Origin of the sequence: Mesorhizobium sp. M2E.F.Ca.ET.219.01.1.1 (assembly GCF_004016445.2) — a bacterium.
Classification (GTDB): domain Bacteria; phylum Pseudomonadota; class Alphaproteobacteria; order Rhizobiales; family Rhizobiaceae; genus Mesorhizobium.
On sequence record NZ_SADT02000001.1, the window covers coordinates 166,465 to 178,058 of the forward strand.

The window sequence follows — 11,594 nt, forward strand, 5'->3', positions numbered from 1 at the left end:
GGCGGTTCGGCCCGCTTCTGCCACAGCTAAGCCCCCCGGCGCAACAAAGCCTGGCCTATTCAATGGCGGGGTCGTCAACCATGCCGGACACCGAGCAGGCCGAAACAAAGCGAAATGAAGCCAAGGACCTTCGCCGCGGTCACCGCCATGTGACCGGTTTCCCAACGCAGCCGGACGGCCTCGAAATTGTCCGGGATCGGTCCTGGCGCCCAGGTCGCGAGAACGTCGTTGGCCGGTTTGACGAGACCGAACCAGAGCGCCAGCGAAACGGCGTAGAGCAACGTGGCGGCCAGCACGAACCAGAACGCACCTGCTTGGCCGCGCAGCATCCAGGCGAGAAGCGCCGGGCAGAGGATCGCGGCGATATCGAGCGGCGCTCCGATCACGGCAAAAAGCACGAACTGGCCGTTGAAGACCGTCGCCTCGCGCCACAAAGCCGGCGACCATTTTGTCAGCCTGGGCAGCGATTCCAGCACATGGGCAAAGGATGGCCCAAGGCTGAGCGCCGCGACGAGAGCGGTCAGCACAGACCAGAACAACAGGAACCCGCGCATCTCCATGATGGGCACAACGGCCGCGAACGGAAGGCGTTCCCTTGGAGGGTCGCTTGCCGTGATGTCGGCACCAGCCCTATTGTGCGGCGCATCGGTTACCCAATCCATGTCCCGTTCGGAACGCCTGCTCGACCTAATCCAGATCCTGCGCCGCCATCGCCGGCCGGTGAGCGGCCGCACGCTTGCGGACGAGATGGGTGTGTCGATCCGCACGCTCTACCGCGACATCGCGACGCTGCAGGGGCAAGGCGCGCCGATCGAGGGCGAGGCGGGGCTTGGCTATGTGCTGAAGCCCGGCTTCATGCTGCCGCCGCTGATGTTCAGCGACGAGGAGATCGAGGCGATCGTGCTCGGCTCGCGCTGGGTGGCAAAGCAGCCCGACAAAAGACTGGCCGCCGCAGCGGCGGATGCGCTCGCCAAGATCGCGGCGGTGCTGCCGGATGACCTGCGCGAGGATCTCGATGCGACGACGCTGCTGGTCGGGCCACGCTCGGACAACCTCGAAGCGATCGACCTCGGCGTTGTGCGGCAGGCGATCCGCGAGGAACGCAAGTTGGGCTTCCTCTACCGCGATGCCGGTGGTACGCCGTCGAAGCGCGTGGTCTGGCCCTTCGCGCTCGCATTCTTCGACAAAGTTCGGGTGATGGCGGCGTGGTGCGAAACGCGCGAGGATTTCCGGCATTTCCGCGCCGACCGTATGTCCGATCTGACAGCGACCGGCATCCGTTATCCGCGCCGCCGCCAGGCGATGCTGAAGGAATGGCGGGCAACGCTCAACGGGCCGGATCAGAGCCGCGCGAAAGACACTTCCGGCTGATTGCTGCTGCCAGAATCTGACAGCAGGTCTGCGTATGGTTCCCAAGGTCCAGACACTTTGGAGATCAGATATGACCACGCCGAATTTCGTCATCCTCTATGTCGACAGTCCGGAAAAGAGCGGCGCGTTCTACGCCTCGTTGCTCGGACGCGAGCCGGTCGAATCCTCGCCGACCTTCGCGATGTTCGTGCTCGACAAGGGCTTCAAGCTTGGCCTCTGGTCGCGTCATACCGTGGAACCGGCCGCAGCGGCGGCAGGTGGTGGTGGCGAGCTTGTGCTTGCCGTCGAGAACGCGGCGGCGGTCGATGCCACGCACATCGATTGGTCGGGTCGCGGCCTGAACATCCTGCAGGCCCCAACCGATCTCGATTTCGGCCGCACCTTCGTCGCGCTCGATCCAGACAATCATCGCCTGCGCGTGTACTGGCCTTTCGCGGGAGCGCGGGGATGAGCGCCTTCTGGCTCGCGGTCGCATCGGCCGAGCATGTGCGGATCGGCCGCAAAGATGGCTTCATGCAGGTCAACCACGGCAAGGCGGCGCCGCTGCGCCGCATCAAGCCGGGCGACGGCATCGTCTATTACTCGCCGAGCACAGTGCTCGGCGAGAAAGACGGGCTGCAATCCTTCACGGCCGTCGGCACGGTGCGGCAAGGGGAGGTGTATGAGGGCGTCATGGGCGGCGGTTTCACGCCCGCGCGGCGCGACGTCGACTGGTGCGATGCCAGGGAAGCACCGATCAAGCCGCTGCTAGACAGGCTCGACTTCACCGCGGGCAAGCCGAATTGGGGCTACCAGCTGCGCTTCGGCCTGTTCGAAATCAGCGAGCGTGATTTCCGGTTGGTCGGCGAGGCGATGGGAGCCAGGCTGCAAAGCGCTGCTATTTGAGCGCCTCGTAGACGGCGATGCCGGCGGCGAGATCTTCAAGCGCTGCGCCGACCGACTTGAACAGCGTGATCTCGCTGTCGGTTTGGCGGCCTTGCTTCTCGCCGCGCGCGAGTTCATGCAGGTCGGCGATGATCGCCTCCGGCTTCAGCAGGCCCGAGGCCAGAGGCTGGACGATGTCGCCGGCCTCCTTGGTGGCGCCGGCGCGGGTGTCGACATAGACGCGGGCGCGCGAAATGGCATCGTCGTCGGCCTCGCGCATGTCGGGCGTGAAGCCGCCGACCAGATCGACATGGGCGCCCGGCTTCAGCAGCGCGCCCTTGACCAGCGGCGTGTTGGAAATGGTCGCCGAGGCGACGATGTCGGCCTCGGCAAGCTCCGCGTCGAGGTCGCCGGCCGCGCTTGCCGGAAGGCCTTCGGCGCGCAAGGCGGCGGCCACTTTTTCGGCATTGGCCGGCGTGCGGTTCCAGATGCGGATGGAAGTGATCGGCCTGACCGCCGAATGCGCCTTGGCAAGGAACGGCGAAAGCGCGCCGGCGCCGATGACCAAGAGCCGCGAGGCATCCTTGCGGGCGAGATAGGAGGCTGCGAGCGCCGAGGCGCAGGTCGTGCGCCATTGCGTTAGCCGCTGCCCGTCGATCATCGCCTGCGGCTCGCCAGTGACGCCGTCGAGCAAAAGATAGAGGCCCATCACCGCCGGCTTGCCTTTTGTGTTGTTGTCCGGCGACACGGTGACGATCTTGACGCCGATATAGCCACCCGCGGAAGTCCCCGCGGCATTGAAATCCGTCCAGGCCGGCATCAAAAGCAGGGTCGAGGCGGCGCCATCCGGCCGCTCGACCGCGTGATGGTGACGCACCGGCTGAACGGCGCCCTCGCGGAAAGCGGTGCGCAATGTCTCGACCAGGCCGGGAAAGGTCAGCGCGCGGTCGACCTCGGCGGCCGAAATGGTCAGCATCGAAGGCTCCGGATTGCTTTAATTGGTCGGCTTGGGCAGTGCCGGTCCGTTCGGCGCGGCCGGCGCGCGGCTCACCGACTGGCGCAGGTTTTCAGCCTCCAGGCCGCGCTGGCGCGCGAGCTTGCGGTAGCGCCCCTGCTTCATCCAGGTCGCCATGCTGCCGACGACCATGCCGATGGCCAAGGCCAGGAACAGGAAGATGAAAAGCGGCAGGTTCAGCGTCAGCGCGGGATTGCCGGGATGGAATGGATCGAGCGTGAAGGCGACGGCGCCGCGGTTGGCGACGGCGAGCGCGATCAGGATGATGGCCAGCGGCACGAAGACCACGACGAGGATGAAGCGATTGAACATCAGATCTCCATAAAGAGAAGCTTCCTAAGCGCGCATGTCTTTGGCCCGTAACCGGCCCCCACTTTCGGGAGACATGCTTTAAGCGCCAAGATGCCGTCTCACCCGCCGGCGCGGCGCCTATTTGCCGCCGTTCAGCCTTTCGCGCAACTCCTTGCCGGTCTTGAAGAACGGCACCCACTTTTCCTCGACCTCGACGGATTCGCCGGTGCGCGGGTTGCGGCCGGTGCGGGCGGGACGGTTTTTCACCGAAAACGCGCCGAAACCGCGCAACTCGACCCGGTTGCCCTCGGCAAGCGCGTCGGTGATTTCGTCAAAGATCGCACCGACGATGTTTTCGACGTCGCGCAGGAAAAGGTGCGGGTTGCGTGCAGCAATGATCTGCACAAGCTCGGATTTGATCATAGAACGTTCCCCGTAAAACCACTGCAGACGATTATCAGAATGATTTTTATTGCTTTTTTGGCTCGTGCCAACGGCATGTCAAGGGTGCCAGACCGAAACGAGACCGTCAAGAAACAAGCGGTCGGCGCCAAGCTCGTGAATGACATCGCCGCCGGCATCCGGCAGGCCAAGCGCCTTGGCGGCCATTTTTGTCATCGACTGCGAGAACAGGAAACCGCCACGCCTGTCCTTGTCCTTCCACTCGACGACCTTGAGCTTGGCATCCACGCCCTTGGTCGCCAGCCAGTCGATCGCCTCCTGCTCGCCGCCGACGGCGTCGACCAGATGGTTGGCCAACGCCTGGCGGCCGGTGAAGATCGAACCGTCGGCCAGCGCCAGCGCCTGCTCATGCGTCATCTTGCGGCGGTCCGCGACGATGCCGACGAACCAGTCGTAGCTGTCGAGGATCAGCTTGCGCACCATGGCGCGCTCATCGTCATTGGTAGGCTTGAAGGGCGAGGGCGAAGCCTTGAGCGGCGAGGACTTCACTTCTTCCAGCTTGATGCCGAGCTTATCCATGAGGCCGCTGACGTCAGGATACTGGATCAGCACGCCGATCGAGCCGACGATCGAGGTCTTGCGCGCGACGATGTGGTCGGCAGCGCTGGCGATCATATAGCCGGCCGATGCCGCCAGCGTGCCGACCTCGGCGACCACCGGCTTGTCGCCGGCAAGCTTGCGCACCGCTTCGAAGATGGACTCGCCGCCGACAGTCGTGCCTCCGGGCGAATCGACAGACAAAATGACGCCCTTTACCTCCGGCGATGTGCGGATCGCCTCCAGCCTTTTGAGTAGCTCCTCGTCCTCGGTGATGGTGCCTTCGATCTTCACCATGGCGATGTGAGGGACCGCGCGGCCGGTAAAATTGTCGTCATAGAACCAGGCCGAGAAGGCGATGACGGCTGCCGCCAGAACCACAAAAGCGGCCACGCGCCAGAAAGTCAGCTTGCGGCGCAAGCGGCGGCGGTCGATCAGGTCGTCGGCTCTCATTGCCATCGTCAGCCTCATGGGTCGGTGGGAAAGCAAGCTTTTAAAGCAAGCCTCAGCACACGGCTACCGTTTCCTGAACACCGGCTTCGAGCCTCGGCGTTGATGCCGACCTCACGAAAAATTAACGCAGTCCCGTCTGTATCTGCTATGAAGTGCGGGCCGTCTCCCCGAATTCCTCCCGATTTTGAGGGCGGCAGCCGTCACATTTTTGCAGTTTTCGTCCCCTTGTGCTTGCGTGTAGGTGCCGGCATACCACCTATAGGCGATGTTTGGGCGGGCAAAGGTCCATTAGAAAAGTCATGTTGGCGCGATCTGACGAAACGAGCGATGCCGCACCGGCACCGGCTCCCGCGATCCAAGACGGCACGCGCGGCGAGGCGTTCAACCGCGCGCGACGGCACTCGCGCCGCGTGCGCGTGCTGAAATTCGCAGTGCCGCTGCTCGCGGCCGCGATTGCGATCGCCTTTCCAGTCTATTCCTACCTTAAAGCGCCCATCTCCATTTCCGTGCAGGCCGACGGCACGGCGTTTTCGAACGGCAAGCTGGTGATGGCCAATCCGAAGCTCAACGGCTTCACCAAGCAGAAGCTGCCCTATTCGCTGACGGCGACCAGGGCGACGCAGGACGTCGGCCAGCAGGCCGTGATCGATCTCGAAGGCATCAACGCCAAACTGCCCGTCGCCACCGACAATATCGTATCGGTCGATGCCGAGCACGGTATCTACAATCGCGACGCCAATACGATGAACCTCACCAGCGACGTCAGCGTGACGACGACGGACGGCCTTGCGGCGAAATTCAAATCGATCTTCCTAGACATGGGCAAAGGCTCTATGAAGACGAGCAATCCGGTCGACGTCAGCCGTGGCGGGTCGCGCATCACCGCGGACTCGATGTCGGTCGAGGACAATGGCAGGCTTGTGGTCTTCGAGAACCGGGTTCGCGTCAACATCGATCCGACTGCGCTGAAGGCGGCAGGGGTAAACAGTGGAGAACAGAATGCGTCGCAGTAAATCCGCGTGGGCTCTGGGTGCTGCCTCCGCATTGCTGTTTCTGGGGGCGGCGCATTCCTTCGCGCAGTCGAGCGCGACCAGCCAGATGTCCGGGCTCAAGCTGTCCGGCGACCAGCCGATCCAGATCGAGAGCGACAAGCTGGAAGTCCGGCAGGCCGAGAGCATGGCCGTTTTCAGCGGCAACGTCACGGTCAATCAGGGGCCGACGCTGCTAAAGGCCGGCAAGATGACGGTGTACTATGTCAAGGACCCCAAGGCTGACAAAAGCGTGGCTGCCGGAGCGTCGGCAATGACGGGCGCCGCCAATATCGATCACTTGGAGGTCGAGAACAAAGTCTACGTCAAATCGAACGACCAGGTCGCCACCGGCGACAGCGGCACGTTCGACATGAAGACGCAGGTGCTCGTGCTCAAGGGCAAGGAAGTGGTGCTGTCGCAAGGCGACAACGTGCTCAAGGGCTGCATGCTCACCGTGCAGATGAAGAGCGGCCTCGCCAATGTCGACGGTTGTGGCGGCCGCGTCATCATGTCGATCACGCCCCAGAAGCAGGGCACGGCCCAGCAGGGAGCGTCGAGCAAGTAATGGCCGGCGTATCCTCGCTGCTTGCCCGTCTTCCGGGACGGGCGGCCGCAAAGCCGGCTGCCCCGGCGACGGTCGGCACCGACAAGGCGAAGTTCAAGGGCACCCTGATCGCCAAGGGCCTGACCAAAAGCTACAAGGGCCGCAAGGTGGTGAGCGGGGTGACGCTCGGCGTGCGCGCCGGCGAGGCCGTCGGCCTGCTTGGCCCCAACGGCGCCGGCAAGACGACCTGTTTCTACATGGTGACCGGCCTTGTCCCCGTCGATGAGGGTTCCATCGAGATCGACGGCTTCGATGTCACCTCGATGCCGATGTACCGGCGCGCCCGCCTTGGTATCGGCTATCTGCCGCAGGAAGCGTCGATCTTCCGGGGCCTGAACGTCGAGCAGAATATCCGCGCCGTGCTGGAAGTGGTCGAAAAGGATCGCAAGGTGCGCGAACGCAATCTCGACGAGCTGCTCGAGGAGTTCCACATCAGCCATCTGCGCAAGGCGCCGTCGATGTCGCTGTCGGGCGGCGAGCGGCGTCGCCTCGAAATCGCGCGGGCGCTGGCGACGCGGCCTGCCTATATGCTGCTCGACGAACCCTTCGCCGGCATCGACCCGATCGCCGTCGCCGACATTCAGCAGCTCGTCCGTCACCTCACGGCGCGCGGCATCGGCGTCTTGATCACCGATCACAATGTGCGCGAGACGCTCGGCTTGATCGATCGCGCCTATATCATCCATGCCGGCCAGGTGCTGACGCATGGCCGGGCCGACGAAATCGTCGCCAACGCCGATGTGCGGCGTCTCTATCTCGGCGAGGGTTTCACGCTCTGAGCGTGAAATACCTTTCTCCAGAGTGAATTTGAGCGAATTTCGACTGGTTTGTCGCGATTTTTCGGCCCGATAACGCTCCGGTAAGCCGATCCTGCTAGCGTTTTCCTTGACAAGCAAAAGCCGGGCCAGTTTCTATGCCCGACCGGAAAGCAAGAGTCCGACGCGTAGACGAGGCGTTTGAATCCCACCATGGCGCTGGCAGCCAAACTGCAGCTCAGACAATCCCAGTCGCTGGTGATGACGCCGCAGCTGATGCAGTCGATCCGGCTGCTGCAGCTCACCCATGTCGAGCTCGATCGCTTCATCGATGAGGAGATCGAGCGCAACCCCCTCCTGGAGCGCGCCGAGCCGCAGGACGACGCCGCCAGCGACCAGGCCCAGAAAAGCGATGCCGCGCCGGAGCGGGACAGCGCGGGCGACTGGTTCGAGGGCGAGACGGAGTGGAGCGCGGAAGCGATCTCGCAAAAACTCGACTCTTCACTGGAGAACCTGTTTCCCGACGATCCCGGCACCAGCGAGCGGCTGGGGCCGGATCTCACGGCGCAGTGGAAGTCGGCAGCGGGCAGCGCCGGCACGGCCTCATCCGAGGGGTTCGACGTCGGTGACATGGCCGCGGCCGTCGTCACATTACGCGAATATGTCGGCGAGCAGATCGCGCTTGCTTCGCTGAGCCCCGGCGACCGTCTCATCGCGGGCGAGCTTGCCGACGGGCTCGACGAGGCTGGTTATCTGCGCACCGACCTGGTGGAGATCGCAGTCCGGCTCGGCACGGATGAAGCGGCGGTGGCGCATGTGCTTGGCGTCTGCCAGAGCTTCGAGCCGGCAGGACTCTTCGCGCGCGACCTTGCCGAGTGCCTGTCGCTGCAGCTTCAGGCGCGCGACAGGTTCGATCCGGCGATGAAAGCGCTGGTCGCAAATCTCGAGCTCCTGGCGCGGCGCGATTTCCAGACGCTGAAGCGCATCTGTGGCGTCGATGAGGAGGACCTCCTCGACATGCTGGCCGAGATCCGCGCGCTCGATCCGCGACCCGGCCTGGCATTCTCGGGCGGCGCAAGCGACGCGATTGTCGCCGATGTCGAGGTCCGCGCCGCCAATGACGGCAGCTGGGCGGTGGAGCTCAACGCCGACACGCTGCCGCGCGTGCTGGTGGACAATGTCTATTTTGCCCGTGTATCGAGCCACGCCAAGGACCAGGCGGAAAAGGATTTTCTCGCCGAATGCCTGCAGAACGCCAACTGGCTGACGCGCAGCCTCGACCAGCGGGCCAAGACCATTTTGAAAGTGGCCTCGGAAATCGTGCGGCAGCAGGACGCCTTCCTCGTCCATGGCGTGCGCCACCTCAAGCCGCTCAACCTGCGCACGGTGGCCGACGCCATCGGCATGCATGAATCGACCGTCAGCCGTGTCACCGCCAACAAATACATGCTTACGCCGCGCGGGGTCTTCGAGCTGCGCTATTTCTTCACAGCGTCGATTGCCTCGGCCGAAGGCGGCGAAGCGCACTCGTCCGAGGCCGTACGCGACCGCATCAAGCAGATGATCGACGAGGAAAAGCCCGCCGACGTGCTCTCCGATGACGCCATCGTCGACATGCTCAAGGAAAGCGGGATCGACATAGCGCGCCGCACCGTCGCGAAATACCGCGAAGGCATGAACATCGCGTCCTCGGTGCAGCGGCGACGGGAGAAGCGAGCGCTCGCGAACGCCGGCCGCTAGGCTTGTCCATATTCGGATGATGCCGGCCTGACCCGAATCCCCACACAGGCCTGGCCGGTGCGAGACAGGCTGATTTTCCACAATTCCCAAGCTTCATTGACAAGCCGCAATGAAGTGTCTAGAAGCCCGCCCGCATGAGCGGGGCGGTAATGCCCGCTTGCGAATGGGTCCGTCAGATACGGCCACGGATGGCCAAGAAGGCGACTTGTGATCAACCGGAAAGTTCGGGTCTAAAATCGGCGCGCATGCCGTTGCGAAGCTTGTGCGCGCGCGCCACGGGTATAAACTCGGAACCAGTTTGAAGCCTGAGCAAGGAAGGTCAGTTTTCAGATGAATCTACGCATTTCGGGAAAACACATGGACATCGGCGATGCGTTCCGCACGCGCATCAACGACCGGGTCGGCGAGGCGATCGAGAAATATTTCGACCGGGGTTTTTCAGGACATGTCACGGTCATCAAATCGGGGTCGCGTTTCTCCGCCGACTGCATGGTCCGGCTCGATTCCGGCGCTTCCTTGCAGGCGACCGGCGACGCCCAGGACCCGACGCTTGCTTTCGAGGCGGCGGCCGACCGCCTGGAAACACGGCTGCGCCGCTACAAGCGCCGGCTGAAATCGCGCAACACCGGCAACGGCAATGGCGAAGAGCCGACCGACATCGCCTACACGGTGATGGCGCCCCTGACCGACGATGAAGAAGACATTCCGGAGGACTTCGCTCCGGCCATCGTCGCCGAATCAAGCATGACGCTGCGGACCATGTCGGTGGCGTCGGCTGTCATCGAGCTCGACAACAGCGACAGCCCAGTATTCCTGTTCCGCAACGCCGGGACCGACCATCTCAACATCGTCTACCGCCGGCCGGATGGCAATATCGGCTGGATCGATCCGTCGACGACCAAAGTCGCACAGGCATAAAAAGCCGGCCGCGCGAGGGGGCGACGACTGGCGCGGCAGGCGAGCAAGGGATTTTTCAAGCATGGATCTCAGCGATCTCATCAGCGTCCCGGCGATCATGCCGGCGTTGAAGGCGAATTCCAAAAAGCAGCTTCTGCAATTGCTGTCGGAGAGGGCGGCGGCGATTTCGGGAATCCCGGAACGGGAGGTGTTCGACACCATCCTGCAGCGCGAACGGCTGGGATCGACCGGCGTCGGCAACGGCATCGCCATTCCGCATGGCAAGCTCGCGGGCGTGAAGCGGATCGCCGGCGTCTTCGCGCGGCTGGAAACGCCGGTCGATTTCGAGGCATTGGACGACCAGCCGGTCGACCTGGTGTTTCTGCTGCTTGCGCCCGAAGGCGCGGGCGCCGACCATCTCAAGGCGCTGTCGCGCATCGCGCGCGTGCTGCGCGATGCCGACACGGTTGCCAAGATCAGAGGTACGCGGGACGCGGTGGCGATCCACGCGCTGCTGTCCGACACGCAGGCCTCGCACGCGGCCTGATGTCTTGGACTAAAGCTTCGTTTTTGGATTAAACCTTCCAAGGGCCGCCGCTGGCGGCCCTTTCCATTCCAGACGTCACAGCCGCGTTAGTGGATCGCGACGGTGGTCAGGTCGTTCTCAAGCGCACCCGCCAGCGCCCGGTCACGGGCATCGGAAAGCAGGATCGGCTGGCCGTTGGCGGCAAACAGCGCCCACAGCTCCAGGCCGGGCGCGATTTCGCCGAGGCCAGGGAAGCGGCCGCGCAGGTCGTCGCTCGACACTTTCCTCAGATAAGCGACAGAGCCTTCGCCGAGATGGGCGAGTTCGCCGCTGGTCATGGTGATCGTTTCGTCAGTTCTGGTCATTTCAAGCCTCCTTGGCGCGAGGACGCCAGGATTGGCCGCCTCGCATAGAGCCATCGGCAAAGGTCAGTCTTTCACCGATATGTTTATTTTTCGTACCAGCCGCTCGGCCTCCGGCCGATCGAGATCGATCGACAGCAGGCCGTTCTTCAGCTCGGCCGCGATCACCCGCATGCCGTCGGCCAGCACGAAGCAGCGCTGGAACTGGCGCGCGGCGATGCCGCGGTGGAGGAATTCGCGCTCGGTGTCGTCGGTCTGGCGACCTCGCACGATCAGCTGGTTTTCCTCCGTGGTGACATCGAGGTCGCTCTCGGCGAAACCGGCAACGGCCAGTGTGATGCGCAGCCTTTCGGCCTTGCCGTCAGCGGCGCTGAGGCGTTCGATGTTGTACGGCGGATAGCTGTCGCCGGTCTTCGCCAGACGCTCAAGCGTCTTTTCCATGGCATCGAAGCCCAGAAGAAGCGGGCTGGAGAAGGGCGTCATTCGACTCATTGTTACACTGTCCTCTGAAGAGCGACACAAACTGGAAAAACCCGGATGGCATTTTTCCCGATGGTCTTGATATGGTCCGCCGCGCGATCAAGTTCAAGCCGCTGAAATCAGGATGACGTTTCGTTGAACCGCCATCCTGATTCAGCACTTCATTGGAGCATGATCTTGTCCGAAAACCGGTTCCCACTTTTTCG

The 11,594-nt window shown here is 63.4% G+C and carries 16 protein-coding genes; 9 read left to right on the forward strand and 7 right to left on the reverse strand.

Annotation, left to right across the window (positions count from 1 at the left end; genetic code table 11):
* Window positions 1-74: 74 nt before the first annotated feature.
* On the reverse strand, window positions 75-560 hold the full coding sequence (locus tag EN862_RS00695; RefSeq protein WP_127868429.1) for a DUF1772 domain-containing protein: 486 nt from the start codon (window positions 558-560) through the stop codon (window positions 75-77).
* Between the two features lie 100 nt (window positions 561-660).
* Here EN862_RS00695 and EN862_RS00700 point away from each other — a divergent pair, with 100 nt between their 5' ends.
* The 3 genes from EN862_RS00700 (at window position 661) to EN862_RS00710 (ending at window position 2,256) form a co-directional block, all read left to right on the forward strand.
* A complete protein-coding gene (locus tag EN862_RS00700) occupies window positions 661-1,371 on the forward strand; it encodes a YafY family protein (RefSeq protein ID WP_127868379.1) in 711 nt (236 codons plus the stop codon).
* Between the two features lie 70 nt (window positions 1,372-1,441).
* Complete coding sequence (locus EN862_RS00705; protein WP_127868380.1) at window positions 1,442-1,822, forward strand: VOC family protein; 381 nt, start codon at window positions 1,442-1,444, stop codon at window positions 1,820-1,822.
* Window positions 1,819-2,256 (forward strand): EVE domain-containing protein, encoded by a 438-nt coding sequence (locus EN862_RS00710; RefSeq protein ID WP_127868381.1) that lies wholly within the window; start codon window positions 1,819-1,821, stop codon window positions 2,254-2,256. Before EN862_RS00705 ends, EN862_RS00710 begins: the two co-directional genes overlap by 4 nt.
* Here EN862_RS00710 and EN862_RS00715 read toward each other — a convergent pair.
* The 4 genes from EN862_RS00715 to sppA all read right to left on the reverse strand — a co-directional run bounded on the left by EN862_RS00715 (window position 2,249) and on the right by sppA (window position 4,999).
* Complete coding sequence (locus EN862_RS00715) at window positions 2,249-3,211, reverse strand: ornithine cyclodeaminase family protein (RefSeq protein WP_127868382.1); 963 nt, start codon at window positions 3,209-3,211, stop codon at window positions 2,249-2,251. The genes EN862_RS00710 and EN862_RS00715 overlap by 8 nt on opposite strands.
* 18 nt (window positions 3,212-3,229) lie before the next feature.
* A complete protein-coding gene (locus tag EN862_RS00720) occupies window positions 3,230-3,562 on the reverse strand; it encodes a DUF1049 domain-containing protein (RefSeq protein WP_127868383.1) in 333 nt (110 codons plus the stop codon).
* Window positions 3,563-3,679: 117 nt separating this feature from the next.
* Window positions 3,680-3,964 (reverse strand): integration host factor subunit beta, encoded by a 285-nt coding sequence (locus EN862_RS00725; protein WP_027165368.1) that lies wholly within the window; start codon window positions 3,962-3,964, stop codon window positions 3,680-3,682.
* Between the two features lie 78 nt (window positions 3,965-4,042).
* Window positions 4,043-4,999: a signal peptide peptidase SppA gene (sppA, locus tag EN862_RS00730; RefSeq protein ID WP_127868384.1), complete on the reverse strand. Its 957-nt coding sequence runs from the start codon at window positions 4,997-4,999 to the stop codon at window positions 4,043-4,045.
* 293 nt (window positions 5,000-5,292) lie between these two features.
* On the opposite strand from sppA, the gene lptC reads away from it, so the two are divergent.
* The 6 genes from lptC (at window position 5,293) to ptsN (ending at window position 10,567) form a co-directional block, all read left to right on the forward strand.
* Entirely contained in the window at window positions 5,293-6,006 is a 714-nt protein-coding gene (gene lptC / locus EN862_RS00735) for an LPS export ABC transporter periplasmic protein LptC (protein WP_127868385.1), read from the forward strand.
* On the forward strand, window positions 5,993-6,589 hold the full coding sequence (locus EN862_RS00740) for an LptA/OstA family protein (protein WP_127868386.1): 597 nt from the start codon (window positions 5,993-5,995) through the stop codon (window positions 6,587-6,589). Before lptC ends, EN862_RS00740 begins: the two co-directional genes overlap by 14 nt.
* Complete coding sequence (gene lptB, locus EN862_RS00745; RefSeq protein WP_042641058.1) at window positions 6,589-7,407, forward strand: LPS export ABC transporter ATP-binding protein; 819 nt, start codon at window positions 6,589-6,591, stop codon at window positions 7,405-7,407. Before EN862_RS00740 ends, lptB begins: the two co-directional genes overlap by 1 nt.
* Window positions 7,408-7,596: 189 nt before the next feature.
* Window positions 7,597-9,123, forward strand: coding sequence for an RNA polymerase factor sigma-54 (rpoN, locus tag EN862_RS00750; protein WP_127868387.1), 1,527 nt, complete (start codon window positions 7,597-7,599; stop codon window positions 9,121-9,123).
* Window positions 9,124-9,453: 330 nt separating this feature from the next.
* On the forward strand, window positions 9,454-10,041 hold the full coding sequence (raiA, locus tag EN862_RS00755; RefSeq protein ID WP_042641062.1) for a ribosome-associated translation inhibitor RaiA: 588 nt from the start codon (window positions 9,454-9,456) through the stop codon (window positions 10,039-10,041).
* Between the two features lie 61 nt (window positions 10,042-10,102).
* Window positions 10,103-10,567: a PTS IIA-like nitrogen regulatory protein PtsN gene (gene ptsN, locus EN862_RS00760; RefSeq protein ID WP_042641064.1), complete on the forward strand. Its 465-nt coding sequence runs from the start codon at window positions 10,103-10,105 to the stop codon at window positions 10,565-10,567.
* 86 nt (window positions 10,568-10,653) lie between these two features.
* On the opposite strand, the gene EN862_RS00765 is transcribed toward ptsN, so the two are convergent.
* The gene (locus tag EN862_RS00765; protein WP_036257920.1) at window positions 10,654-10,911 is read right to left on the reverse strand and encodes a DUF1150 family protein; all 258 of its coding nucleotides are present in this window, start codon (window positions 10,909-10,911) and stop codon (window positions 10,654-10,656) included.
* Between the two features lie 63 nt (window positions 10,912-10,974).
* Window positions 10,975-11,400, reverse strand: a complete 426-nt coding sequence (locus EN862_RS00770; protein ID WP_042641067.1) for an Hsp20 family protein — start codon at window positions 11,398-11,400, stop codon at window positions 10,975-10,977.
* Window positions 11,401-11,594 lie beyond the last annotated feature (194 nt).

Bases quoted from the DNA above. Each gene is read 5' to 3' on its own strand.
- EN862_RS00695 (WP_127868429.1), bottom strand. From the start codon at position 560: ATGGAGATGCGCGGGTTCCTGTTGTTCTGGTCTGTGCTGACCGCTCTC.
- EN862_RS00700 (WP_127868379.1), top strand. From the start codon at position 661: ATGTCCCGTTCGGAACGCCTGCTCGACCTAATCCAGATCCTGCGCCGC.
- EN862_RS00705 (WP_127868380.1), top strand. From the start codon at position 1,442: ATGACCACGCCGAATTTCGTCATCCTCTATGTCGACAGTCCGGAAAAG.
- EN862_RS00710 (WP_127868381.1), top strand. From the start codon at position 1,819: ATGAGCGCCTTCTGGCTCGCGGTCGCATCGGCCGAGCATGTGCGGATC.
- EN862_RS00715 (WP_127868382.1), bottom strand. From the start codon at position 3,211: ATGCTGACCATTTCGGCCGCCGAGGTCGACCGCGCGCTGACCTTTCCC.
- EN862_RS00720 (WP_127868383.1), bottom strand. From the start codon at position 3,562: ATGTTCAATCGCTTCATCCTCGTCGTGGTCTTCGTGCCGCTGGCCATC.
- EN862_RS00725 (WP_027165368.1), bottom strand. From the start codon at position 3,964: ATGATCAAATCCGAGCTTGTGCAGATCATTGCTGCACGCAACCCGCAC.
- sppA (WP_127868384.1), bottom strand. From the start codon at position 4,999: ATGGCAATGAGAGCCGACGACCTGATCGACCGCCGCCGCTTGCGCCGC.
- lptC (WP_127868385.1), top strand. From the start codon at position 5,293: ATGTTGGCGCGATCTGACGAAACGAGCGATGCCGCACCGGCACCGGCT.
- EN862_RS00740 (WP_127868386.1), top strand. From the start codon at position 5,993: ATGCGTCGCAGTAAATCCGCGTGGGCTCTGGGTGCTGCCTCCGCATTG.
- lptB (WP_042641058.1), top strand. From the start codon at position 6,589: ATGGCCGGCGTATCCTCGCTGCTTGCCCGTCTTCCGGGACGGGCGGCC.
- rpoN (WP_127868387.1), top strand. From the start codon at position 7,597: ATGGCGCTGGCAGCCAAACTGCAGCTCAGACAATCCCAGTCGCTGGTG.
- raiA (WP_042641062.1), top strand. From the start codon at position 9,454: ATGAATCTACGCATTTCGGGAAAACACATGGACATCGGCGATGCGTTC.
- ptsN (WP_042641064.1), top strand. From the start codon at position 10,103: ATGGATCTCAGCGATCTCATCAGCGTCCCGGCGATCATGCCGGCGTTG.
- EN862_RS00765 (WP_036257920.1), bottom strand. From the start codon at position 10,911: ATGACCAGAACTGACGAAACGATCACCATGACCAGCGGCGAACTCGCC.
- EN862_RS00770 (WP_042641067.1), bottom strand. From the start codon at position 11,400: ATGAGTCGAATGACGCCCTTCTCCAGCCCGCTTCTTCTGGGCTTCGAT.